Below are 23,649 nucleotides of genomic sequence, written 5' to 3'. Positions count from 1 at the left end.
GGTGGTGTCACTGACTGCTGGGAGAGTCGGGAAGTACGACTACCAACTCGGGGTATTCATTAAAGGGCTCCGTGCAGAGCAGTTGTTCACGCGCAAGCGCCGGCGAGATACCCTTTCGCAGAACCATATTCCTGTACATGACTGACAGGATGGCAGCGACCTCTGCGGATGACTCTCCTGCGAAACCGGTACGTGGTGTCTCACGTGAATCGGTGGTATCCAGCCAGATTCGCTGAACCGGAATGGTTTCCTCGATGACTCGCAGCATGGCCAAAATCTGTGGCTCGATAGTCCCGGCATCGTCAAGAACGGCTCTCACTGCCGGATGATCCTTGTCAATTCGGTATCGCACACCACCTTTGAAGTGTTCCGTGCGCCAAGCCTGTACCAAAGGCCCGCCATTCCCGATTCGGACCGGTTGGCCACGGTGAGCGAATACACGGCGCGCTCGTTCTCGTGTATCCTCAGCAAGTCGCGTGAGCCTTTCCCTAATGGACACTGGAGGCCGTGCTGTAGACTTGCGAACATCAATTTTCCATTCTGCATCGGCAGTGTTTGGCAAGTCCAATCTTATCCGGGCCAACCGATGCGCCTCTTCTTTTGTCCAGGAGCGTCCCCGCCCAAGGCCTAACCAACTCCCTGCAACGAGGAGCCGTTCATTTCGGTACACGTAGAAGCCCTGCTGGGCGGTCCATCCGTCAGGGCCGGCCGCTGACTCGTACTCGCGCGCCTGGACACGATCCTTGTGAGGCAATACATGGCACTGAACTTCCACGGTTCCTCCCTCGGCGGCGATGCGCTCAATAGGGGATAACCATGTGGCCGAGTGTCCGATAAGAAACGGATCCCATGGCCCCACAGGCTGACCGTTGATGGTAATGTGCAACCGAGGCTGGAGCCCACAGAGAAAACGATGAAAGACCATAGCGAGATGCCGCTCAACCCGGTCGGCGAGATCAAGGAAATCCTGCTCACAGAAGCCCGGGGTAACAATCCTGTCGGGTTTCTCCCAAAGTACCAGTGTACCCTGTCCCTGATCGGTCAATGGTAGCAGCAGGTCTTCCGAGCCCCCATCCGGGCCTTCGAGAAGAAGCCAGCCATCGTTCTGGCGGGCTGTTAGCACGTCAAGATCCCAGCGCAGACAGCTTATCCTGCCTTCCTTAAGGGAGGCGACTGTCAGCATCCTGCATTGCGAGAACGATGCCGTTTTGAGACCCAGTCCAAACCGGCCGAGGTCATGTACGTCTCTGCCGTCAAGCGGACTCCTTTCACCGAGACGCATGGCGAGGTCTAATTCATGCTCATCCATCCCCTCGCCATTATCGAGCACTGCAATAACACTCGCCGTATCATGCCAGGAAAACAGGACCTCTACTCTACTTGCGCGCGCGGTAATACTATTATCAATAATGTCTGCCAGCGCTGTAGCGGTCGAATAGCCAAGTCCTCGCAGAGATTCAATCATTGCTCCGGCCTTTGGTGGTGCATGACGTGACTTATTAGAGTTCATCTTCTTTCTCTGTTTTCTTGCGGTCAAAATTTTCGTGGAAGTTGCGCAGTTTTGCCGCACGGGAGGGGCTGCTCAGAGCGGCTACATCCTTGACATAGAGGCTGAGGGGATCATTTTCTTGCTGTGTCAAATCAGAAAGGAAGGATACGGCATCGTCAGCCATGAGTTCCCACTCATCGTTGATGGTCTCGACGTCACCCGATAATTGCCAACCCCAGTCTATGTCATCAACGAGAATGCCGATATCATCTAACGTGAATAACAGGCGCATTTCAAACTCATCTCGAGGCTCGCTATCAACTCCGTAAGTTACGTCAGCAACCCACTGCCGCGACACACAGCCGTCCCTCAACCCGGCTAAGAAGAGCCATCGTGCCGCGTCACGATCATGGTTGTCCAAGTTATTTTTGCGCTTGCGACTGTTTTGTATATTTGGTAGGTCAATGTCAATGTCTGACCAGTCGACGTCAGTGTCGATGGGAATATGGGCCGAGATGCCGCTTTGAAGCGCCGAGGCCATCGCCACGAAACACTGCTCGGCTAGCGGCGGAGGCAACTCCGTATCCTTCTCCCAAAAGGATAGGTCAGGATTTTCTTCACATGGGCTTGCACCATCGAAGTCCATGTTGCTTTGCGGCTCAGGCAAGATATACATCTCTTGCCCCTCTATCTGCGTATGTACTAAATTTTGGAGGATAGCAAGACGCTCGCGCAAAAGCGCCGCAAGATCGAATCTGCCAGTGGCAAGGGCAATGGAAAGTACGTCATTACCCTCATTATCAAGAACAAGCGGATCGGCTCCGGCATCAAGAAGAATCCTGCATGTTTCGGTATGCCCTTTTGATGCGGCTAACATCAAGGGTGAGCGGCCTTTATCATCTAAAGCATTAATGTCATCCCCACGACGGATATGGAAATGTACGACTGCCTGGGCCCCGGCGAGTACAGCCATCTTGAGAAGACGATTAATAGATCTTTGAGGTTGTGAAGATCTGATGCCCAGGACTTGCCCTCCCCATAGTCGCATCGTGCTTATCCGGTTAACGCAGACAACCAACAGATGCAGTTCGGTACGATCTATCAGTCTATGGCAGCCATATATGCAGTAGTATGGTATCAATATAAATCAATAAGACGATGATGTTTAACTGTTAGATGTGACGATTGAAACTGCTGTGAATATGCTACCGCAATCTATCCTTCCTCGAATGCCAAGGCCACCATATGTAGTTGGTGTCTGCGTTAACCGGATAAGCACGCTCGCAATAAGGATCACCTACCGTCGTCGGGTCAGAAATCAGCGTTCGCACGAATATGTAGCGCAAAACTGTGACCACAGCACCTGCCATGTTTGAAAATATGCCCAAATCTTCATTGCCGTAGAAACCATGATCGTTTCGACAAACCGGCTTGAACCGACCATTCTCCGATATTGAGCCAAAAGTGTGGCGGCCGACGCTTGTAAATAGCCCAGCATGCACCTCAATCCACCGGAAGCTGGACAATGCCGGGACGTGCGACATGATTGCTTGCTGTACTGATCAGATGCATCAGGAGTTGTTCGCGTAGGCGGCAATATACCGTCCACTGGGAGCATGCTTCCGGCAGGTAGATCTGTGGAAAACGGATGTGCGCATGCAGACGGGTTGCTTCAGCAGCTCCAGGCATGAGAAAGATAGGTGACTTCCAGATCGCATCCGTCAACTTGATCGGGCGCTCATTTGAATCCTTCTGCCGTTCCGCATCTTCCGGAATATCCAATCCAAACAAAAACATGATAGGACCACGATTGTTCTGCGCATAGTCACAGGCGGCGCCTACGCGAATCAGGACCGGCTTGCAGACCTCGATAGCATGGCTGCGCAGGCGGAATTCTTCGCACAGCATCTGCTTGATGGTCAGTCCGGTCAGGCGTTTCAGTTCATCATCGGCCCATGGGAATGGCCAAGTAACAACCGCTCCCCAGTCGGCAGGCAGAAAAGTCTCCGAACCGGGTACGGCCAGATGCAGCATCCGGTTGATCTCGCCCGCCATCAAGGGCGGAGCAGCCTCAAGCTGCCTGTCGTTGTAGCGGGTGACAGCCGCTTTCCAGATTCCCTGAGTTGTCTCCGCGACATCCTGATTGAGAATGCGATCAGAAAGAATCGGAGCGAGCGCCATAGAGATAGCGGTACGTGGATCCACATCGACATGACTGCGGCCGACCGTTTCCCGTGCCAGCCTACTGAGAATCGTATTAAGCGCTGCCGGGAACGCGACGCTCGTTCGCTGCTCAGCAGGCACCAAATTTAAGAGTGATGCCAGCGTATCACCTGCCGCAGCCAGAACGTCAGACTCCCAGCCAAGCAGTGCGGCAAGCTGACTATTGGAGATGATCGCCTGCTCTATAGCCTGCCGAAGCTCTTCTGGATTGTTTACGCTTCCACTATTGACGTCGACAAACCTTTCCTTGGCAAGACTCAGGACTGCAAGCGGGCGTGCATAGGGCTTATTCGCGTCTATGTGCTGATCAAGGTAGTCCCGCAACTCGGCGCTCAAGTGCTCATGAGCAGTCCAGAGGACGAGAATGAACGGCCCACCATTTCTGTTGATGTTGTCTTCCAGAATCGACGCTATTAAGGCGTAGTGGCGTCGCTCATCCGTACTCGCTTGGCCATCTACCAAGTGCAGGTCCACGAACAGGCAACGCACACTCCTGAAGTGATCAGGATTCAATTCCTCTGCGGGTTCGTACCGTATTCCAATGCAAGGGGTTCCCAGGCGTTGGAACGTATCGGTGATTGCGCGCAGATGAATTTCTTTATCATCCACGACGACGAAACGCGATGCCGAGAAGATCAAAATTTGTCCCCCTTGCCGAATACCAGAGCCAGCACTGCACCGTCAAAACCTTCCGGAACGTTGGCCTCATCGGCATCAGGGAAGGCTAGGCGGCCGCCATTCAGCTCCATCACCATGTTGGTGTAATAGAGCCCCACACCCATGCCGTCAGGACGCCGACTGAAAAAGGGACGCCTCAACCGATCAGGGCCATCCTGGAAACCCGGGCCGTTGTCGGCAACGATGATCGCGGGCCCCCCCGCAAAGTCCATCTCGATATTGATGTACAGCTTCCGCTGAGATGTGCCCTGACCTTCAGGCCAGCGCACCTGCAGCCAGTAGAAGGCGTTGTCGAGAAGATTGTTCAAGGCCCCCAGGAGCAGCCCGAAAGCAAAGTTCCTTTCGATATCCGGAGCATCATCTTCCAGGGCGGGGCATACGAGCTTGACTTCGTGATTGCGGAATCTGACACGATTGATGTCCCGTGCGCGCTTGATCAAATGCTTGACGCTGTTGGGGCGTTGCTCACCCTTGCGCAACAGTTCGCTGAACCCGTCGAGGATTCGCACCAGCTCCCTCGCCTGCACCTGTACGGAATCTAGACTCCGCCGCGCTTCAATGGCGTCATGCAGGACACGGACACCCTGTTCGATTTCGTGAAACACAATGGCCAATCCCATGCCCGACAGGCCGGCGCGAAGCATCGTGTCTCGCATTTCATTGTAATTCTTCTCCGCCTTATTGATCAACGGATCAAGCTCTTTGGAGATGTGGTGCTTCTTGGCAGCATCCCTCAATGCCTGGAGAGGCTGTGCAATGTTTGCCGCCTCGGGGTCATGCCCTTTTCCGGTCAACGCACGGATGTTGTCCTTGTCTATCTTGCGTTCAACTTCGAGGACTGCGAGGGCTCCCAGCACTATCTGCCTGAGCCGTCGATATGCATCGTTTTCCACGAAGCCTTCGCGGTTTGTCTTCTCCGTCAGCTTGTGGCTTTGCTCAAGGGACAGATCGATCGCACCCACCACGATGTTCCTGCTGATGTTGCGCGTGGGTGTGTTGACGCGGCGAAGGTCCAGCCCAAGCCAGTCGTCGCCGGGTTCGCCGTAGTTGTAGACGCGGATACTGTCCCGGTAAACGCGGACGCCCCCACTCTCATCAAGGAAGTTTTGGACAAGCTGACTGTCCCCCAATCGGGTCAGGATGTCTTGATCGCGGTCGAAAACGTAGAACTCGCCCTTGACGGTCCCGATGCCGTTGGAGAGAGCCGTGTCAGCCGTGACTCTCTTTGGCTTCGCCGGCTTGGTTCCCTGATCCGTCCCGTAGATGTCGGTATCTCGTTCCTGCGCGATAAGCAAAGTCGACGTTTGTTCCGGGATATTCCTCGGTGCCAGCTTGATGCCCGTGACACCTCTGAACTCGTACGACCACTTGAGTTGTCCGTCTTCCAACGAAAAATGGAAGTACCAGGGGGCACGCTTGAGCAGAACATCGACATCAGGAACTCCCGAGACCCAGTCCGGGTGCTCGGGAACCTTCAATTCGGTCTCGAAACGGTCGGAGCGATCAGTGAAAGGCGATGCGATCGACGTGATCTGCCGAAGCAGTCGCCGCACCTCGCCCCGCGTCCATGTCGCTTCACGCAACTTGCTGATGGTCAATCTGGTCCCGGTCTTGGTTCCCTTGAAGACTTCAGGCTGTCTCGTCTGCACGCTGACCTCCGCCTCTGAGAGAAATTGCTTCTCCATCAGCGCGGACCAGTCGATACGAACAACACACTCCAACTGGCCCTTCGCCCGGGTGACCAGCTTGATGTGATCTCCCAGCTTGTGCACCGCAAAGCGACCCAGCCCCTTCTCTCCAAGGGGCAGCCGATTCAGCCGTGTTCTTTTCAGCGCCTTGCGCTGCACCTCGCGATGGTCATGCGCGGGCACCAGCCAGATGTCTCTGATGGTGGCAAGCGCCATTCCATCACCATCGTCTTCCACGACGATGGTTGGGTTGGACGTCCGAAGCCCGTTGAGGGTTACGGTGACTGTCTCGGCATCGGCGTCGTAGGCGTTCTTGACGAGTTCAAAGACCGCAAGGCGAGGGGTTCCGATAAGCTGGTCGCCTAACAGTTGCAACAGCCGCGCACGCGGCCGGAAGGGTAGTTTGACTGCATCATTGGTGGGTTTGCTGGTCGTAGCCATCAGCGCGTCTTCCGTTTATCACATAGCCCGTCGTCCTTCACCGCAAAACCGATGGCTTTCAGCGCGCTCAGAATGATGGTTCTCTGTGTCATGCCCTCCTGCGCAGCCCGCAGACTCACTTCCCGCTTGATGTGCACGGGCACCATGACTTGAAGCGAAACATCCTTGCCATCAGCAGCGGCACTGTCTCGATCAGCCACTTTTCTCGAAAAAACAGCCAGCATACATAACCGCCCGTTATTTCATGACTTCATGATGTTAGCAAATTGTAACTGCATCGGCCAGGAGTTCTGTCGGGCAGGGCTTCTACAGGTTTAATCTCACCAGCTCGGAAACGAAGTTCGTGTACCAAGCCTCGGGCATCGGCCGCCAGACTTCATGGGCAAATCTGATGCGGCTCATTTCGCCGAGCATGACCCTTTGATGCAGTTCTTTATATCCCTGACAACGCACGAAGAACTTCAGCATGTGGTCGCCGAGATGGTAGAACTCGCCCTCGTCAAGGCCACGCTGGACAGCATCATCCCGCAGTAGCCCGAAGAGGAAAGCCCATTCATCCTGATCGTCTCCTTGTTCAGCCCCCAGAGGCAAAACCATGTCGGGCTGGCCATTGAACTCGGCATGTACACGCCCATGGCATTCATGACACAGCGTGATGCCGTTTCCAGTCTCAAAGGCGCCCCATGGATAGAGCGTCTTTCGAATGACGTGGTGCGCCTGAATCCTTTGGGTCGAATCACAGCACACGCATCGGAACGAATCTCGAGTTTTGATGAAGCGACTCCATAACCGGAGAATCCACTTGCCAGAGCGGCCTCTCTCGATAGCTGTCATCAGAACAAGCCTGCTTTTCCGGATGCCCTCCAACCTCAGAGCAGACGTTGAGGTCATGCAGGCAGGCCCAATACCGAGTCAGGCGGTGTGGACAGATGAAAGAGGCGGCGACACAGCGGCTGCACCGCCAGCCGCAGCCCCATCGCCTTGAGAATGGCTGAGAAGATGCTGAGCGCCGGATTGCCCTTCGGCGAAAGCGTGCGATAGATCTGCGTTAGGTTCAAGTGGGCCTGCTCAGCCACCGCCTGAACACCGCCGAAAGCCTGCGCCATCTGACGCAGCACGATCAGCAGTTCGGCTTGGTCGCCGTCTTCCAGCATGTCATTGATGACTCCCAGCGCGAACGCTGGATCGCCGCGATACAGCTCGGCCATTGCATCGTCATGGGGTCTATTTTTCATCATCCGTTCTCCTCTGCCAGTCCTGCCAATATCCCACGGCCCGCGCGATATCCGCATTGTGCGTGCGCTTGTCGCCGCCGCGTAGCAGCAACACTGCAACACCACGCGGCTTCCCGACAAGGCATAGTACACCCGGTAGCCCGGCCCCACGTCGATGCGTAGTTCCCGGACGCCATCACGGCAGAACTTGTGATCGCCGAAGTTGCCAAGTTCAATCCGGGTTACACTCCGTACCACTGCTACCTTGGCCTAGCTGTCACGCAACCACCGCAGCCAGTCAAGGTACAGGTCCCGATGATCGCCAGCCGGCAAGTAGTGCTCGATTCGTTAGGCGTCCATTTTCGTTTATAGACGGGGTGACGACCAAGCGCCTCAATGAGCAGGTCAAGCGCAATGGGGACCGTTTCCTGGCGGATTTCCTGTTTCAGTTGAATGCAGAGGAACATGCGACGTTGAGTTCGCAAAATGCGACCTCAAACACTGGCCGCGGGAGCCGCCGCTATCCGCCCTACGCCTTCACCGAGCATGGGGCCATCATGGCGGCCCCGGCACTGAACTCGGCGCGGGTCATCAAGATGAGCGTCTTCTATGGGAACCACCCGGATAAGCACGCCTCAAAGATCTTTTTCTTCAGTTTTTCTGCCCAAACGCCATTCTGTTGTTGCTCATTACCTCCCGGATCAGGTCTCATCACCTTCCGCAGCCGCTCATATTGAGCAAGCTGGTCGCCTTCATTCTCCGTAACGTCCCAACGCCCTCCCCGACAATCCAGCCGATGGAGAATCGACAGGATATGGTTTTCGATATCTCGAAGCCCGATACTACCCTTGAATCGCAGCAACAGCGTAGACAAAGCCATTTTGTTATTATGCTCCACATCCAGCAACACCACCGGGAACGCCTTTTCCTGGAAAAATACAGCAACCAGGCATAATCTTTGGCGCCTTCCAACCATGGAAAAGGCCTGCCCGGTTTCAAGCCGGCACAGCGCCGTCAAAACACGGACATCTATTAACCCGTGCGCCATGGTACGGATCACCTGCATCAACCGCCTTAGATCGTCCGTACCTTCACCTTTCTCAACCGCAAGCACCTGAAACTCCATGGGCAGGAGATCGTCGTGCAGAGACTCAGGGGAAACGCTCACTTTAAGCGGTGGGGTTTTTCCACTTCCCCGATATTTTCGGGTCTTTCCCTCATTTTCACTGGTACCCGCGGCACCCTTGTTTCTACGCCTGATAACACGTACCCGATCTTTTTTATCCACCCGACGCACTTCGATTTCCCGGTCAAAAATGCTGGTTCTGGTCAATATCGGCAGGGCTGGCTGATGAACATCCGTCCTACTACCCGAACCTACCGTGTCTATGACAGGAACGTCACCGGATGACGGCCCACCGTCTGGTCCACGCCTTTTGGGCTGACTTTTTGGCATCCGCACTGTAATCGTTTTCCCCAACGACGGATGAGAAAAATACAAAATGTCACAGGGTACCCTTTTCCCCGTGAACTCGGAGATTTCTAAGATAAGCCACTGATTTCCTTTCCGCACTCCACGAAACTTAATTCCACAGTCATGCAGATCGGGAGGATCAAAGGTCATATACTTTTGTTTGAACGTCCGTTCGTAAACACTGTCCCAGGCGCGTTGCCCATCAGGATCCACCGCCAGCCAAGAAAATTCCAAGATAAATGGCCTCTTGAGTGATCTCACTGGCATTTGCTGGGTATAATCGAGCTGCAGACGAGGATGAAACCCGGGTTCGACCGGCCTGAAGAGTGTCATAATGCCCCCAGGCTGCATAATATGATTGGCAAGCGTTTTATTATGCAGGAACAGGCTACGGATGAGCTCCATGGTCGGGACCAAATACTCCATCTGATCCACTTGATAACGCAAGAGCCGCTGCACCCCCTGTGATTTGCCTTCAAACGAATATAATTCTGGCGGAATGTCAGACGAGTTGAGTTCCTCTCCTGCCGCCAGATTGGGAATAATCACTTCCGAATATTCGCCGTAGGTTATTGGGAGCAATCTACCGTCGGAGAAGCTATAGCCGAGTGCCAGCACCGGGAACAGCCCAATAGGTACGCGCCACATGGCAAATTCGCCTGACGACACGCCGCGGGTGACTATACGGACCTGCCACCCTTTTTTATCGTCTTGTTCGACTCCGGCCAGCCAGTGTAGCGTCAAATCTTCAGGCACTTTGCGCAATACGTCTATTCTGATCAATTTATACCTCAGAGGATCCAGCCATTATTTCCAAGGCGGCCAAGGCGGTTTCTACGCTCGGTGAAGCTATCGAAGGCAGCCCTGCTAAGCGGCGTACCCGCCACGATCGCACAGGCAACGCCTGGCGATGCAATTCTGCAGTAGCCCAGACAATGCGACGCAACCGAAACGCATCGGTAGTTTCCATGACCTCGCCAAGCACGCGGATACTTTTAGGCAGTTTTACCTGTCGTTCTGACATCCGGAGTGGCCGCCCCAACTTGCGCTCCAAAGCAGCCTGAGTAACGCGTTGCGGCGGAACCTCCCGAGTGATTTCCCGCGCAGCCTTACGAAGTTGGGCCGCCATGCTACGATCCAATGTCTCCCAGTCCACACGCTGATCAGACCATTTCTTGTGCAGTGCCGTTGGTGAATGTTGCTCCAGCCACTCCTTGTCATGGCGGTACAACCATGAGTGTTCTTTGGGTAGCAGGAGTGCCAGTCGCCGACGTGATAAATCAGCGTGATTCTGCTGCATGTCCAACCACCGTGCTCTTATGGCATCCCGGTCTGGCACCGATGTTCGGGAATGTTGCACGGCTAAGGGCTTCCAGGGCACATTCAACCCGCGTCGGGAGGCGTGTAATCTCACCGTCCCTGGATCAATGGCAAGATATTTGGCTACCGCCCTGAGTCCCAGGCCCTCCGCCACTTTCTGCCGGATTTGATCATCCAGTAGGGGGCCAAAGTCCAAAATGCGCGGCGAACTCCTTGATCCCACCTCTCGACTGTACACAAATCCGCAGGCGCAGGAAAATCGACCAATCACCCGATCCTGATCATGGCGAACAGCGATCTCGTGGATCACATTCTGCCCATAGTGGTCTGCCAGACGATTGAAGCAGGGCCACGGTCCCTTGCCGAAGGGGGGTGCCGGCCGCCGTTGCGGCGACCGTTTGTCCAGAAAAATCTGGAATAGAACATGCCGCAACGGATGAAATGCCTTTCTGTGTTTCCGTACCATGGCCATAGGCCAATCGCCGCCGAGACCACCGGGGATAAGGTCGATTACTGGTTCAAACAGGCTTAAAAATGCTTCCCTGAGAAGGTTCTGAGCGACATTCTCCTTGCCTTTGCCGAAGCCGCGATCAATCACTGCGCTCCGATAATACGCACCCCAATCACAAAAGCGGGAGCGCACTGGCGGATGATCGAGCAACGCCGCGCTCCGCTTGGCAATCTCTTGCAACAGCGTCACTTGGCGCGGGCTACTCGCCCAAGAAGGGAGTGCCGCCACAGGCGAACAGTTCTTTTGATCCGCGGCGATGAATTCGTGCTGGTTACTGGCACCTTGAGAGACCGCACTGTCCGCCAGGGCCTCGCCATGATCTGGACAAACCAGAACGCCGGGGAGTTGATGGCTGCGCCTCCAATATCCTTCTCCATAGCGGCTCAACATCTCGCCAAGGCAGATCGGACAATACCGTAAGTATGCCGGAGCCGAAATCGCGCTCGCCGCAATACCCAGACGCACATGCACGGCATCCGCCGGGCCGTCCACTAATGACGCCAGTGCGAATTGTCCCACTGACTTCGGCTCGAATGCCGTGTAATAACGGTAGAGGGTAAAATCCTTGGTCAGCCTTTCCGGACTGAGTCCGCGATCGGCCGGTATTCTTTGGCTCAACGCCGCCACATGACTTTGCAAGCCCACCGTCGCCCGCACCCCGGTTTCACCAAAGAGATCATACAGGGTGTGTTTCGGGCTTCTGGAACAAACGTGGCGATGATAACGCGCAAGCGCGCTGTATAACAGTTCTTCGGGATAAATTTCCGGGAAATAGGCCAACACGGGTGGCTTTTTCAGCTCGCTAGATCGGCCATCGGCGGTTTAACGGCGCCCGCCGCAAGCAATGCATCGTAAGCGGATACGCCCTCTTTTTTGGCCGAGATGATCGTCCGGAGGTCCTGCGCATCCACGGGAAGTGGTGTTTTCGCGGTTTTAGTAGCGCTTGTAGTCGACTTGCGCGGTTTCTTAGAGGGATTGGCGGGTACGCGATCACGTAATTTAGCCGTAATAATGCCCACGAGATCTAGCGCAGACAGGCCCGGATGCTCTGTTTCGGCTTCCGCCACCAGGATTTCCGCGATGTCCCCAGCCAACCCGAGCTGTTCCAAAATAGGCAAAAGGATGCCGCGCACATCCAGATTCGTGCTTGCCGCCTTTTCGGTCATGGCCGAAGCCACCGGAGAGCGGGTGGCGAGGACAGGTTGCCCTGGCATGCAACTCAGCGCGTCGCTGAACACCTGCAGAACCTGGTCCTGCATGGGGCGGATGTCATCATATTGTGCGATCGCCTCGCGATCCCCACGTTTCAACGCATTGATCATGGGCGCGATAAGCCGCATGTGCTCACTAGCCACCTGTCGCAGCAGACCAGCGTCGATACGTTCAGGGCGACGGTTCAGAACCCCGAGCTGAATGGCGCGCAGCTGCGCCATCATGAAGAGATTGATCAACACGTCCACAATCCCCTGGCTCTCTTCATATAACACCTGACGGACTTCGTCGGTGAGCGGCGATATCTCCCGCGTCCACTGGTAGGTCCACATTCGCTCGACAAAATAATTCCAGGTCGGCTCGTTCTCCATGCGCTCCCAAACCAGACTTCCCAGACCGCTCGCGCGACGTGCCTGCCGGAAGTCTCCCTGCAACAGGGGCAGCGCGCCCATCGTGCCGATGAGGATCACCGGGATACCAATGGTATTCACCAGGGTCACGAGGAAGTTCAGCAGCGCTTCGGCCCCAGTACCTGGCGCTTCCCGAATGTGCTGGATTTCATCGACAATCAGCACACCCAATGCGTGCAGGTTCGCGACATGCGCCATATGCACCATCATCTCATCGACAGATCGCCGGCTACTCCCAAATTGCGCGCTATAACGCGTGCCCAACAAGTCATCCATGCTCCGAAAGAAGCTGATGCAAAGCTGCTTGGGCGACCCTTTGTGCGGACTATCCAGCTTGAGCCAAACCACTTGGTCGAGACTGCGGGGCTCGGCATGGTGAATTTTTTGCGGATATAACTCCAATATTCTGGCCATGCCGTAGCTTTTGCCAATGCCGGAACATCCAATCAGCGCAAAACTGCTCGCGGTTGACCGGACAGAACGTCCGCCGGCCATGAGATCCTTTTCAAATACCCGGGTAGCGCCTTCCCGGACGCGGCGGGTATAGTCAGCCGTGGTGGGGTTGCGACACAGATAACCTTGACGGATCAGAAGGCCAAATTTTGCTTCCAGGCTGAGGTGGGTTTCCAGCGGCTCAAAATAGCCTTTAAGCCGCGAGATGCAATGGGCGCGCAGATGCGCGGGATAATCGCGCTCCGCCGCGTTGAAGACGGGTGGAGCCGCCATGGCCAGCAAGGCATCATGCGTGGACATGGGAGGCGGCAATTTCGCGATAAAGGGGTTATCCCGATATTCGGGCAACGTGAGGTCCTCATCCGCCGTGGTCGTCATCGCCCTGATCCTCCCGTTGCCCGCGCATAATATCCGCTATCCCGGGGAGACGATAATCGTCGGTCTCTTTTGTTTTGGGAAAAGGCAGGACTGCCGCAGTTCCCGGCGCTTCCTCACCGGGAGGAAGCATCCTGAAAGCCTCCCGCTTTCTGTTTTCCTGACTCTCCTTGCTACGATTTTCGCGGATGTTTCCTATCCGCTGACGCGCGCTGCCAGAGGGTGGGGGTGCTTCCGATCGCATGGCTTCCGCCTCATTCACGATCCCCTTAATTTTTTCATTCAAGTTGATGCGGCCACGAAGGGCTTGCGGCTCATGATTCCTTTGGCTTCGCCTCTCTTCGCCATTTACCTGAAGAATTTCCCATAGCATTCGACCCCGATGATGACGGCTTTTCTCTGTAAGCGTGCAGGGGATAAAGTTCCCGCGCTTGACGTCTTCGTGCAGATAAATCTCGTCCATGTGGCGAGGATCATAGGAGATGCGAACTTTCCAGCGTCCCTTTTGGCGTGCGCGTTCGAACCAGTGCTCTTCCATCGCTTTTTCACAGGTGTAAAAGCAGGTCGCATAGCGGATTCCTGTAGCGGTGACGGTCGCATCGTCGCTCGGCATCAAGCTCAACTGGACTTTTTCCGGCGCGAATGCGCGTAAGCTGCCACTACGATGGGCAACACCCCACTCCCACAACTCGCAAGGAATTTCCGGTACCCGGTCGGCGATCATATCCGGTGACTTTTCATATTCACTGAGCGGGTGCTGATTGTTGTAATACAGGATGCAGTAGAGAATGATGCGGGTGAACTGGTCTATATCGAGAGTCGCGTCGAGGCGGTAGTCCCTGGCGCCGCGCTCTTGGTAATCCGGAGCAACAAAGCCCGGCGTAAAGGCCTTGAAACGCGCGGGAAGCAAACGAAACCGCTGTTCCACGATGCCTTTCCAGTCCGCATGGTACGGTGCGGCATTCTCGACGTGCACCTGATAATTCTTGATGAGCGTCTCTATGGTCTTGCCCGCAATTTCTCCCTTATCGCCCAGCAAGACGTCGGGCATGGCCTGACACGGCCAATCCGCGTCCTGAATATCAACACCGAACTGACGGCAATAGGCCACTTTTGACGTTACGGCGTTCGTCAGCGCCATCATCGCGCTGACCCAGGACGGACCTTCCAGGCCCACGTATACGCCCGCAATCATTCTGCTGAAAACGTCTATCAAGATATAGAGTACGGGTCGCCCCACGATCATGGTGCGGTCGTATCTGGAAACCAGGTATACGTCCGCGATGGTGGCATCAATCTGATAACGCGATGCCGGGCCAACGGTTTCGGCCGTGGAGGATCCCAGGATTGCCCGCATATCCTTGTCATATACTCTGGGGGTGCTGTATAGATAAAAAATAGTTGTATACTTGAAATCTTTTTATAGTCAATAAGTTGGAATTTTTCATGCTCCAGAAAAAAATAATAATGTTGTATACTCAGAAATTTCACGCGCACGCCGGTTGAAGAATAATGTTGTATACTGACTGTGAGATGGCGGTCGCCATGAGAAGCCCATCCCCTTCGCCGCCGCGCGCCTCACCGATGTGACCAAGCCTGCTGCGTCTGGATCGTCCACCCACTATAGCTTTCCTGCAGCAGGTAAATCCTGAACAATGCAAAGGGATACTAAGCGCGGTCTAAACGTGTGGGATTCAGGGGCTACCACTATTATAGTATGCGCTCTCGCCACTTTAGTCGGGCAGGGATTACAGTAGTAGTCGTACGCCCTACGGGGAAATGATGCTATCCACCCCAGGATCACCAACCCCCAAAATAAAAGCTTAACTCACCTATTTGCTTCATAATACCAGGCAGCTTTCTGACCAACCTCAAGCCATATTCATAGCCATCTGTCTGCGTATGTTTAGCCAACGCATATCGGATTCGCCCTGCTTGACCCTTTAAAAGCTCCTTGCTGAGGAATCCATTAGCGGCAATACAGTCGTCCACCAGTTTTCTAACGATCTTGTCCACCACCACATCAGGCTTAACCAGCTCGAAAACCACCGTAGAAATGCCCTGCCCAGTGGACTGATCCACATCCAGTATATAGCCGGTAGCATCCGCATATTTTAGCGTGATCAGCAAATATTCTATAGGCTCTTCGTCGCCCCCGCCAATCCTGGATCCTGCCAAACCAATTTGATATTCAAACTGCAAACGTAAGTGGGCTTCCTGAACACATTCCATTGCGGTGATCAACTTTTTAAAATTAGGGGGTATATCACCTGACTTATCGCCCCCTGTAAATTCTCCGGCATCCACGTCGCCGCAGCTTCCTTCGTCCTGTAAACTCACAGGCCGTATTGCTTTCGTTCCCATGTCACCCGTCGATGAGGTCCGGTCAGAGCCTCCTGTCAGTTTATTTATGACTACGACCTTTTCTCGTACTGACTGGGGAGTGACGACGGTCAAGCAGCAATGCTCCGCTCGTTCTGTGTAAAGAACGATGGGCCGACCCAAGTGACTGGGTGATGAAACCACATTCTCCACGAGGGTTTCGTCCTCGGCATCCTCCGATACAGGCTTCGATCCCGACACAGAGCGCTCATCTCCGAGCATCCCTTTTTTTAACCTAGGGTGTGAGTATTCAATTTCATGAAAAGGTAAATTGCCACGATATTTCGTTCCCAATATCTCCAGGACGAGTAACTGATTATTCCAAGTGACTCCGCGCACCTTCCAACTGCTGTTCTGTCCTACAGGAGGCCAGCATTCTAACTTTGGATAATTTCTATCGTCTATTTTTAATGCCTTCGCTGCACGCCGGCTCCACACAGCGCGCCATTTATCAGACCATTCCTGATCAAAAAGTATCTTTGCTACTGAAATAATGAAATCTGATTTCATCATGTTTTTAGGAACTATACTGGAAAATTCTAGAGTCACTTTTTCATCAGAGTGCCAGGCCCGCACAAAGTCGGAGAAACTGTCCGGCTGCAACAATGCATAAGATAAGAATCTAGATTGTGCAAAAAATGACCTTGCTATTTCTATGCATGGGACCAAGATTATTTGATCTTCGTTCTCAATCTTAATACATAACTCATCAAGATTTGTTTGTGTATTAAGCGGGTAGAGATTTTTTAAAACAACCCCCCCGACACGCCGCAAACCAAATCTCGCGTCATTGAAAAGGCGAACAATAGATATTTGTCCTGCATCTGTAGATCGTGTTTTTGGTCTGCCATTTTCGAATAGCATACCCAGCCTGAGGTATGGCAGCATGCCCCACGGCAAAGAGATATCATGACTTTTCCCAGTTTCCACGCCACGAAATACAGCGTCGACGCACCAGCCACGATCATCACCAGCCCTATAAGGTGAGCGTAACCAGTGCAATGTCGCTAGTTCGCCTTGCCCAAACGGCCAGTCAGCAATAAGGAGCTTCCTTGCCATACTACACTTGAATGCTAGCCATAGATTAACCAACCCAATCCTGGATGCGCGCTGCCACAGCCGGAGAGTAGCCGGGGCGCAAACCTGCCACCCTCACCAAACGCCAGGACTTAAGTTCCACCGCCTCGGATTGGAGTCTGCGAGCGACGATATCCAGTCGACGCATCTGAAACTGTTCTGTGGATTCTACCCATTGTCGGAGTTCATCTGCCGTCACAGGCATCTTATCCAGATGACGTTGTATCAGTGCTCGACAACCGATGTGGGTCCCTATGGCCGTCACCGTCACCTGCTTAGGCCGGGCTTCGCTTAGAATTACCTGCGCTGACCGCTGCACTTCGTTGGCGAAATGTTGATCTCTCTGGTTCCAGTCAACACGCAGGTCCTGAGCCTTAGAACGCGGTAGCGGTGCAGGAAGATGGTCATACAGCCAATCGTGATCATTCCGATATAGCCAGCCAAAAGCCGCCTGGTTGGCCGCTCGCAGCTGCTTCCTGCAAACGCCTGAGGAACGTCGTACGATGGCAAGCCACTCACGTCGGCGTTTTCCCAATTGACTGTTCTGAACCAAAGCTGCTCCTTTTGATATTTCAGGACCCTCTCTGTCCGCAGCCATGGATACAGGTTGGTGGTGCTTCGCGTGTATATCCGACAGGTTGAGGGCATTCGGCACGACTATCTCCGGCTGTATTTGAAGACATGCACGGTAAAAAACCTCTGGAGTGCTGCAGAGCCATTGAATTAGAAGCAAATGATGTAAAGGGTGCGCAGAGTTACGTCGCTTCCGCACCATGGCCGCGAGCCATCCTTGGTGGCCTCCGTTGACAAGGGCGCATCCGACTTCCTGGAGAAAATCCTCACCATAGTAGTTTAAAAATGCCTGACGAAATGCGTCTTGTCGAACATGCCCTTCACAAGTTATCAGACCCCGCAATTTTAGGAAACGATGATATGCATGAACAATTCTACCAAATCCTAATGTGGGTAAATTATTTTGAAGAATCCAGGAGACCGCATTAGCGACGGTAATGTGCCTTTCGAGGTTGTCATGTGACGGGTTTCCTGTGCGGATAACGGGATTATAATCTAAGGCTATGAACGCATGTTTATTAACTGGTGCACTTATCACAGCGTCAGAGTCACTAAGTGGTGAACCGTGTTTATGACAGACCCGCAAATTAGCTATCTGGTGTGTACGATGCCAGTAAGGTTCTCCGAATTCAGTGATGTCAGACTCTTTGCAAACCGGACAATAGCGTAGGAAACGGGGCGATTTAATAGAGCTGGCCATTACTCCAATTGAGCAGTGAATGGTTCCGCCTTGATTACTGGCTGCCATGTCCTTAGCAATCTTTCCGGCAGAATAGTCCGTTAGAAATGGCTGATAAAGTGGAAATAGTGTGTGATTGCGTATCAGACTCGCCGGTGTATGTGAGCTGCCCCTCGGTAACCGGCCACATAAGGCAGCAAGTCGAGAAGGGAAGTCGTATACAGCGCAAGCCTGGCGACAACCAAAAAGGTCCTCTACCGTGTGTCTAAAGTCATGATTCCTACTCATAATATGATAGCGTGCACATATGCTGTAGAGTAACTCGTCAGGGTATGGCTCAGGGAAGAAGGCTATCATTTGTTAGTCCAGAATTCTTCTATTGGCTTAATGACCCCAGCGTTATTTAGCGCCTGATGGGGCGTGATCTCCCCCTTTCGCGCGTTAATCATTTCAGCCAACGCTTTTTCCACTGCCGGTTTTTGCGTCTCTTGGTGTTGGTCCTTGCGTGACGGATTTCTCTTTGTGCCACTTGACGGAGGCCGAACGCCGACGGCTCGCAACAGGGCATCCTTTATCACCGGTGCCAGTTCTGTTTCGTCGGCATGCTGCTTCAATGCCTCCTCAGCACATTGGTGGGCCATGTCGACAGGGAAACCTGCTTCCAGCAAAACCTCGGCGACGCGCATCAAAATTTCGTCCGGTTCCTTATGAGCATTTTGTTGCTGTGCGACACGCTGAGCCTTCATCGTATCAAGCGTTCCTTCGAGTGTTACCCGTTCGCGTGCTCCACGTAAATATTGTTCAAGGTCATTGATGGGCGGCATGATATCCTTGATCCTACCGAGTGCGGCAAGATCTCGTTTCTTGAGCGCCTCAAGAATTGGCCGAGCGAGTTGCAGGCTGTCTCTGGCAACATCACCAATCAGTTCCGGTGAGATTGTTTCATCTTCCTGTCCTATCACTGCCCACTGAGCCAGCATATAGAGTTTCACCGCAATATCTACAATGCCTTGTGATTCCTGGTATAGGGCATTGCGGATCGTCGGCGTTAGCGGGGTCTCCGATTTGGTCCACTGGTAATGCCAAACGCCTTCAATAAAGAAATCCCATACATCATCCTGAGGCAAGTTGGACCAGACGAGATCTCCTTGTCCCGCACTACGGCGCGCCTGTGCAAATTCACCACTCAGCAGCGGAAGCGCTTTAAATGTCCCTACCAGCACAACAGGAACACTAAACTGATTGACCATTTGGCCAAAGAAATTCAACATCTTGGCTGCACCGCCGCTACTGGCTTCATTCAGTCTTTGGATCTCATCAATGACCAAAACCCCTAGCCCCAGTACTGCAGCCACGTTAGCCATTTCTGGAAGCAATTCGTCGACGGATCGCCGTCGGTTATTACCGAACTTAGGGTAGTAGCGGGTCCCGACAATCTCATCAACGGCTTGAAAGAAATTCAGGCAGAGCCCCCTCAATGATCCATCTTGGGGACACTCAAGTTTCAGCCAAACCAACTGGACACGATCAAGCGCGTGACCTCCATATTTGCCGGAGTGCTGGATTTGCTGAGCGTAAAGGGAGAGTACGCTTTCAACGGCGGTCGTCTTACCCACTCCGCTGGTACCAATTATGGCAAAGCCCGCTGCGGTAGAGCGGACGAGGGGTTGATAATCGGGTTTTCCACGATCCCAATCGAGATCAGGGAAGCCGGAACGAAGCTGTTTGATCCACTCGGCAGAGATCGGGTTGCGGGGTGAATAGCCGTTGCGAAGCATCCGCGAAAACCGTTGCTCAAGCTCCAGGAAAATGGGCAGCGGTTCTACATAGTTCGCAATCCGTTGCACTGCCTCCAGACGTTTACTCGCTGCTAATTCGCGCTCACTTTGGTGATATACCGGGTGCCTCCGCAGAAGACTTGCCACCTTTTCCATAGGCAAGACGGGCGGCAAAGCTTCAATGAAAGGATTATGTCGATACATGGGGTCTTCGCTGGGCGTGTAAACTGCCTGCTCCTTACTGCCGGTCAGCATGCAAAGCGCTCCCAGTCGTCAGCTACTTTGGCTAGCAGCCAGCGTCTAAAATCGAGCGATCTCCAATGCAATGCAACGCATGTCATCAAGCCTTGAATCTCCGGCGAGGTGCCCACCTTTACCCCGTAAAGCCTATATCATACTTGCCGCTGAGTCATTAATATCCCTTTTGAATGCCTACAGCCCCGACTAGGGTCGCCTGTGCGGTGAACAGCGACGGCCGTCGGGAGATCCTGGGGATGGGCATCGGTGAATCGAAGGCCAAGGAATTCTGGCTCGCCTTCCTGCGCGGCTTATGGCAGCGCGGTCTGACGGGTGTGCAGCGGGTCATCTCGGATGCCCACGAGGGGCTGAAGGCGGCCATCGCCCAGGTGTTCAGTGCCAGTTGGCAGCGCTGCCGGGTGCACTTCAAGAGGAACCTCCTGGCCTGCGTGCCCAAGGTCAGCCAGGCGATGGTGAGCACGCTGATCCGCCAGGTGTTCGTGCAGCCGGACCAAAGTGCAGCAGACCAGACTTGGCGCCAGGTGGCGGACCAGTTACGTGTCCGCTTCCCAAAAGCGGCGGCCCTCATGGACGCGGCCGAGGAGGACGTCCTGGCCTACTTTGCCTTCCCGGCGCCGCACCGGGTGAAGCTACATTCCACCAACACCCTGGAGCGGCTGAACAAGGAGGTGAAGCGGCGGGCCAATGTGATGGGCATCTTCCCGAACGGGGCGAGCATCCTGCGACTGATCGGCGCGGTGCTCATGGAACAGAATAATGAGGAATGGCAGTTGCAGCACCGATACATGCCGCAGCACACGATGCTGGAAGCCAGTACTGAGGCGGCACCGCCAATACCGCCGGCCGCCTGAACATGAGTTCAACCGTGCCGAAGATTGTGCCCAGAAATTACACCACCTTGACGGACGCTACCCGCGGGCGATGGAGCAGGCACACTTGCATAAATTCACGCTATCACATTATCATTTGCGAAATTGTCTAACATGGAGCAACCATGAAGATCACTTCCAAAATTATCACCAGCCCCACGTGCGAGATCACCTGCTTCGAGCAGGAGAAGGTCGCCCGGATCAAGGCTGAACTCCTCAAGGAGGAGGTTCTGCTGCCGCGGCTGGCCGAGAGATACAAACTGCTCGGCAACACCACCCGGCTCAAGATCCTGTTGGCACTTGCCCAAGGCGAGCTGTGTGTGTGCGACATTGCCCACGTGCTCGGGATTACCGTGGCGGCCACCTCCCACCAGCTAAAGCTGCTGCGCGATCAAGGATGGCTCGCGATGCGCAACGACGGGAAGATGGTCTATTACCGGCTGCGGAGCGATGACCTGCTCAAGGCGATCAAAGACGATGGCCGCCTGCTGCGGGAACGGCTGGCCTGAATTCTGCCTTTTCGGCAAGGGGCGCGGACATGAACGGGAAAAGGGCAACGAGGCCGACGAGTACCGCCTGCGGCAGTCAGGATGCATGCGGCTGCGGTGTGACCCTCGCGGACCGCGCTGCAGCCAATCCGCTGGCCGGCTTTTCCAGGACCCTCCTTTGGGCCTTTGGCCTGATCATCGCCGTGGTCGTGCTGCTCGTCGTGGCCGCCGAGCAACTCAGTATGCTGGACGTGCTGACCGAATTCGTGCCTTGGCCGGTCTGGTTCGCCGCGGTGCTGGCCGGAGGCTGGCCGATCTTCCGCAAGGTGTTCCGTGCCACGTTACGTCGCAAGATCACTTCACATACACTGATGACCATCGGCCTCGCCGCCGCGATCCTGGCCGGTGCCTGGCCAGCAGCGGTGCTGATCGTTTTCTTCATGCGGCTTGCCGATTATATCGAGCACTTCACCGCCGAGCACGCCCGGCAAGCCGTCCGGGATCTCACCGCCCTCGCGCCGGAAACAGCGCGGGTCGAGCGCGAGGGCCGCGAGGTCCAGGTGCCGATCAAGCAAGTGCAGGTCGGAGAAACCGTGATCATCCGGCCGGGGGAGAAGACTCCCGTCGATGGGGAGGTGATCGGCGGCCACGCCACCGTGAACCAGGCGGCCATCACCGGTGAATCGATGCCGGTCGAAGTCGGCCCCGGCGCCCGCGTGTTCGCCGCGGGTTTCGTTCAACTCGGACACCTGCGCATTCGGGTGACGGCGGTTGGTAAAGACACCACCTTCGGGCGCGTCATCCAGTTGGTGGCGGAGGCCGAACAGCATCGCGCCCCCATCCAGCGGGTTGCCGACAAATTTGCCGCGTGGTATCTGCCTGTCGTGGTCACCGTGGCCACCGGCACTTTCCTCGCCAGCGGCAAGCTGCTTGCCACCGCCGCCGTGCTGGTGGTGGCCTGCTCCTGCTCCTTCGCCATCGCCACCCCAGTGGCCGTGATCGCCTCGATCGGCGCCTCGGCGCGGCGTGGGCTGCTGATCAAGGGAGGCCGGTACCTCGAAGTGCTCGCCAAAGCCACCGTGGTAGTGCTCGACAAGACCGGCACGCTTACTCTCGGCCGCCCGGTCATCACCGATGTGATCCCTCTTGATGCCGATCTCGGCGCCGACGAGGTGTTGAGGCTCGCCGCGACGGCGGAACGCTACTCTGAGCACCCGCTCGCCGAGGCGGTACGAGGCGCCGCTGCGCTACGCGAACTTCAGCTCGCCGAGCCACAAGACTTTGAAGCAATCCCGGGCATGGGGGTGCGCGTGCGCCTCGATGGCGAAAGCGTGGCGGTGGGTGGCCGCCGCCTGCTTGCCGGGGAGGGGCTGCCTCCCATCGCCGCCGAGCTGGAAGCGCAGGGCAAAACGCTGTTATTCGTGATTCGCAACGGCCAGCCGCTCGGCGTGCTCGCCGCCATGGATACATTGCGCCCGGACGTGCCGGAGGCTGTGGCGGAATTGCGCCGCCTCGGCGTCAAACACCTGGAACTGCTGACCGGCGACAATGAGCGCACGGCTGCCGCCATTGCCGCGCCTTTGGGAATTCACTGGCGCGCCAATCTTTTGCCCGAGGACAAGATCGCAGTCGTCAAGGAATATCAGCGCCGAGGCCACGTGGTGGTCATGATCGGCGACGGCGTCAACGACGCGCCCGCGCTGGCTCAGGCCGATGTGGGCATCGCCATGGGTGCTGCGGGCAGCCCCCTGGCCATCGAGGCGGCGCATATTGCGCTCCTGCGCGACGACTGGAAACTGGTGCCGGAGGTCCTGCGCATCGCCCGGCGGACCATGAACACGGTCAAGATCAACATCGGCTTCACGGTCGTCTATAATTTGGCTGGCCTGGCGTTGGCCGCCTTGGGTTTCCTGCCGCCGGCGATCGCGGCGGCGGCGCAGGCCGGCCCGGATTTCGGCATCCTCGCCAACTCGGCGCGCCTTTTACGCCAGGGTGGCTCACGCCAGACCACCCGCTCCAGCAAGGACCCCGTACTTGCCGCATTACCGAAGGAGTAG

At 55.3% G+C, this 23,649-nt stretch carries 16 protein-coding genes and 2 pseudogenes; 4 read left to right on the top strand and 14 right to left on the bottom strand.

Annotation, left to right across the window (positions count from 1 at the left end; genetic code table 11):
* Nucleotides 1-7 precede the first annotated feature (7 nt).
* From M0P56_RS09735 to M0P56_RS09705, 7 genes are all read right to left on the bottom strand, one after another.
* Nucleotides 8-1,465, bottom strand: coding sequence for an ATP-binding protein (locus M0P56_RS09735; RefSeq protein ID WP_291509823.1), 1,458 nt, complete (start codon nucleotides 1,463-1,465; stop codon nucleotides 8-10).
* Between the two features lie 34 nt (nucleotides 1,466-1,499).
* Entirely contained in the window at nucleotides 1,500-2,462 is a 963-nt protein-coding gene (locus M0P56_RS09730; RefSeq protein ID WP_291509822.1) for an ankyrin repeat domain-containing protein, read from the bottom strand.
* 530 nt (nucleotides 2,463-2,992) lie between these two features.
* Nucleotides 2,993-4,351 (bottom strand): hypothetical protein, encoded by a 1,359-nt coding sequence (locus M0P56_RS09725; RefSeq protein WP_291509821.1) that lies wholly within the window; start codon nucleotides 4,349-4,351, stop codon nucleotides 2,993-2,995.
* On the bottom strand, nucleotides 4,348-6,519 hold the full coding sequence (locus M0P56_RS09720) for an ATP-binding protein (RefSeq protein ID WP_291509820.1): 2,172 nt from the start codon (nucleotides 6,517-6,519) through the stop codon (nucleotides 4,348-4,350). The genes M0P56_RS09725 and M0P56_RS09720 overlap by 4 nt, the downstream gene beginning before the upstream one ends.
* A complete protein-coding gene (locus M0P56_RS09715; RefSeq protein ID WP_291509819.1) occupies nucleotides 6,519-6,743 on the bottom strand; it encodes a hypothetical protein in 225 nt (74 codons plus the stop codon). Before M0P56_RS09715 ends, M0P56_RS09720 begins: the two co-directional genes overlap by 1 nt.
* A gap of 82 nt (nucleotides 6,744-6,825) precedes the next feature.
* A complete protein-coding gene (locus M0P56_RS09710; protein ID WP_291509818.1) occupies nucleotides 6,826-7,353 on the bottom strand; it encodes a hypothetical protein in 528 nt (175 codons plus the stop codon).
* Nucleotides 7,354-7,406: 53 nt separating this feature from the next.
* Nucleotides 7,407-7,757, bottom strand: a complete 351-nt coding sequence (locus M0P56_RS09705) for an addiction module antidote protein (RefSeq protein WP_291509817.1) — start codon at nucleotides 7,755-7,757, stop codon at nucleotides 7,407-7,409.
* A 59-nt stretch (nucleotides 7,758-7,816) separates the two neighbouring features.
* Between M0P56_RS09705 and M0P56_RS12440 the strand changes: the two are divergent.
* Nucleotides 7,817-8,287: pseudogene (locus M0P56_RS12440) on the top strand (ORF6N domain-containing protein); the annotation flags it as partial.
* A gap of 53 nt (nucleotides 8,288-8,340) precedes the next feature.
* On the opposite strand, the gene M0P56_RS09695 reads toward M0P56_RS12440, so the two are convergent.
* The 7 genes from M0P56_RS09695 to M0P56_RS09665 all read right to left on the bottom strand — a co-directional run bounded on the left by M0P56_RS09695 (nucleotide 8,341) and on the right by M0P56_RS09665 (nucleotide 20,232).
* Nucleotides 8,341-9,990: a hypothetical protein gene (locus tag M0P56_RS09695; protein ID WP_291509816.1), complete on the bottom strand. Its 1,650-nt coding sequence runs from the start codon at nucleotides 9,988-9,990 to the stop codon at nucleotides 8,341-8,343.
* Nucleotide 9,991: 1 nt separating this feature from the next.
* Nucleotides 9,992-11,821, bottom strand: coding sequence for a TnsD family transposase (locus tag M0P56_RS09690; protein ID WP_291509815.1), 1,830 nt, complete (start codon nucleotides 11,819-11,821; stop codon nucleotides 9,992-9,994).
* An 11-nt stretch (nucleotides 11,822-11,832) separates the two neighbouring features.
* Entirely contained in the window at nucleotides 11,833-13,491 is a 1,659-nt protein-coding gene (locus M0P56_RS09685) for an ATP-binding protein (protein WP_291509814.1), read from the bottom strand.
* Nucleotides 13,472-14,845, bottom strand: a complete 1,374-nt coding sequence (locus M0P56_RS09680) for a transposase (protein WP_291509813.1) — start codon at nucleotides 14,843-14,845, stop codon at nucleotides 13,472-13,474. Before M0P56_RS09680 ends, M0P56_RS09685 begins: the two co-directional genes overlap by 20 nt.
* Nucleotides 14,846-15,288: 443 nt before the next feature.
* A complete protein-coding gene (locus M0P56_RS09675) occupies nucleotides 15,289-16,929 on the bottom strand; it encodes a hypothetical protein (RefSeq protein WP_291509812.1) in 1,641 nt (546 codons plus the stop codon).
* A 25-nt stretch (nucleotides 16,930-16,954) separates the two neighbouring features.
* Complete coding sequence (locus M0P56_RS09670; protein ID WP_291509811.1) at nucleotides 16,955-18,556, bottom strand: TnsD family Tn7-like transposition protein; 1,602 nt, start codon at nucleotides 18,554-18,556, stop codon at nucleotides 16,955-16,957.
* Nucleotides 18,553-20,232 (bottom strand): ATP-binding protein, encoded by a 1,680-nt coding sequence (locus M0P56_RS09665; protein ID WP_291509810.1) that lies wholly within the window; start codon nucleotides 20,230-20,232, stop codon nucleotides 18,553-18,555. Before M0P56_RS09665 ends, M0P56_RS09670 begins: the two co-directional genes overlap by 4 nt.
* A 194-nt stretch (nucleotides 20,233-20,426) precedes the next feature.
* On the opposite strand from M0P56_RS09665, the pseudogene M0P56_RS09660 reads away from it, so the two are divergent.
* The 3 genes and pseudogenes from M0P56_RS09660 to M0P56_RS09650 form a co-directional block, all read left to right on the top strand.
* Nucleotides 20,427-21,086: pseudogene (locus M0P56_RS09660) on the top strand (IS256 family transposase); the annotation flags it as partial.
* 143 nt (nucleotides 21,087-21,229) lie between these two features.
* Complete coding sequence (locus tag M0P56_RS09655; protein WP_163059594.1) at nucleotides 21,230-21,613, top strand: helix-turn-helix transcriptional regulator; 384 nt, start codon at nucleotides 21,230-21,232, stop codon at nucleotides 21,611-21,613.
* A 98-nt stretch (nucleotides 21,614-21,711) separates the two neighbouring features.
* Nucleotides 21,712-23,649 carry a cation-translocating P-type ATPase gene (locus M0P56_RS09650; RefSeq protein ID WP_291509809.1) on the top strand — a complete coding sequence of 646 codons (1,938 nt, stop codon included), beginning with the start codon at nucleotides 21,712-21,714 and terminating at the stop codon, nucleotides 23,647-23,649.

Origin of the sequence: Acidithiobacillus sp., from assembly GCF_023229925.1 — a bacterium.
GTDB lineage: Bacteria > Pseudomonadota > Gammaproteobacteria > Acidithiobacillales > Acidithiobacillaceae > Acidithiobacillus.
This window is presented reverse-complemented; position numbering and strand designations above follow the sequence as displayed.